The organism is Amnimonas aquatica (assembly GCF_002943415.1).
In the GTDB taxonomy this organism is placed as follows: Bacteria; Pseudomonadota; Gammaproteobacteria; order Pseudomonadales; family Moraxellaceae; genus Perlucidibaca; species Perlucidibaca aquatica_A.
Map to the genome: position 1 here is coordinate 1 of NZ_PTQZ01000295.1, position 1,602 is coordinate 1,602.

Annotated in this window: 3 protein-coding genes and 2 tRNA genes; all 5 read right to left on the reverse strand. The window is 70.2% G+C overall.

Annotation, left to right across the window (positions count from 1 at the left end; translation table 11 throughout):
- The coding region (locus C5O18_RS09245) for an amidase family protein (protein ID WP_241146811.1) at positions 1-372 on the reverse strand (372 nt) is incomplete at its 3' end.
- Positions 373-570: 198 nt separating this feature from the next.
- Positions 571-647 (reverse strand) — tRNA-Asp (locus C5O18_RS09250).
- 24 nt (positions 648-671) lie between these two features.
- A tRNA-Val gene (locus tag C5O18_RS09255) sits at positions 672-747 on the reverse strand.
- 125 nt (positions 748-872) lie between these two features.
- Complete coding sequence (locus C5O18_RS09260) at positions 873-1,103, reverse strand: hypothetical protein (protein WP_105193329.1); 231 nt, start codon at positions 1,101-1,103, stop codon at positions 873-875.
- Positions 1,100-1,585: a L,D-transpeptidase family protein gene (locus tag C5O18_RS09265; RefSeq protein ID WP_338132509.1), complete on the reverse strand. Its 486-nt coding sequence runs from the start codon at positions 1,583-1,585 to the stop codon at positions 1,100-1,102. The genes C5O18_RS09260 and C5O18_RS09265 overlap by 4 nt, the downstream gene beginning before the upstream one ends.
- Between the last annotated feature and the right edge of the window lie 17 nt (positions 1,586-1,602).

Here is a 1,602-nt window from a genome sequence, read left to right on the forward strand (position 1 = left end):
CAGGTACTGGCGCGCGAAGGCGCTGTCGGCCGCTGCCGGCGCACCGGACACCGCGCGCGAGCCGTGGCGGGTCGGCAACCCCTTCAGGTCGGTGTTGTCCTTGATGAAGGTCGGCACGTCGGCGAACACGCCGGTGCGGCGGGTACGGCCGGCCTGGCGGATGCGCTCGCGGTCGGTCAGCACCACGGCGTTGAGCAGCGGGTTCACCGCCTCGGCGCGCGCCAGCGCGGCATCGGCGACCTCTCTCGCGCTGACCTCGCCGCGACGCAGGCGCTCGGCCACGCCGACGGCATCGAGATCGCCGAGGGCGTCGTCACGGAAAGCGTGGACAGTGCTGGTGGCAGCGGCCATCTCGAGATTGGCGGATGACATGCGGGAGGCTCCGGCGTGGATAAAACCCCGATTCAAGCACCGACACTGTTGCAGGCCAAGGACAGAGCAGGCCAGCAAGGCTGCTGTCGCGGTCAGGCCGGCGAACGGCGGGCCTGCCGGAGAGAAATCGCGGACATGAAAAAGCCCGCGCGAGGCGGGCTTTTTCATTTCGCTTCCGTGTCGGCGGAAGCTTTGATATGGCGCAGCGGACGGGACTCGAACCCGCGACCCCCGGCGTGACAGGCCGGTATTCTAACCGACTGAACTACCGCTGCGCGTCGGCACACATGGACTGGAGGTGGTGGGTGTTGACGGGATCGAACCGCCGACCCGCTCCTTGTAAGGGAGCTGCTCTCCCAGCTGAGCTAAACACCCGCTGTCGTCGCTGTGTGGGGCGCATTATAGGGATTCCCGGCCGGCTGTCAAAAGGAAATTCGGGACATTTCAACCGATTGCCGCTTTTCTGAACATGCCCGCTGCAAGCGCCCCGAAGACAGGCTTCAGCGCGGAACGCCGGCACCCGGAACAGCGTCATTCTCCGCGCCGGCCAGCAGCGCCCGCACCACCGCCTCGGCCGCTGCGCGCGAGGCATGGAACCCGGGCAGCTGCTCGCCCTTTGGCGTCGCCACCACCCAGGCGGTGATGCGCAGGCCCAGCGTCTGCCGGTCCAGCTCGCCCCACTCCAGCACGCTGTAGCCGGTGTCGCCCACCGGCCAGGCATTGCCGATCATGCCGCCTCCGAGATCAGCACCGGCGTGCCCGCCGGCACCTGCTCGAACAGCGCCAGGATGTCATCGTTGCGCAGGCGCACGCAGCCGTGCGAGCGCGGCTCGCCCATGGGCTCGCAGTCCGGGGTGCCGTGGAGGTAGATATAGCGGCGCAGGCTGTCGACCAGCACGCCATCGGCGCGGCGGCCACGGTTCACGCCCGGCTCGCGCCCCGACAGCCAGAGGATGCGCCCGAGGATCCAGTCGCGCCCCGGCTGCGCCTCGTGCAGCGCCGGGCTCCAGACCTCGCCGGTCGGACGCCTGCCGCGCAGCACCGCCGCAAGCGGCAGGCCGGCGCCGATGCGGGCACGCACGACATGCCAGCCGCGCGGCGTGCGCTCGCTGCCGCTGTCCTCGCCGGCGCCATTGCGCGCCGTGGATGCCGGATAGCAGGCCTGCACGTCACGGCCGCGCAGCAGCCAGACCTGCTGGCTGGCCAGGCCCACCAGCAGCCAGGGACCGG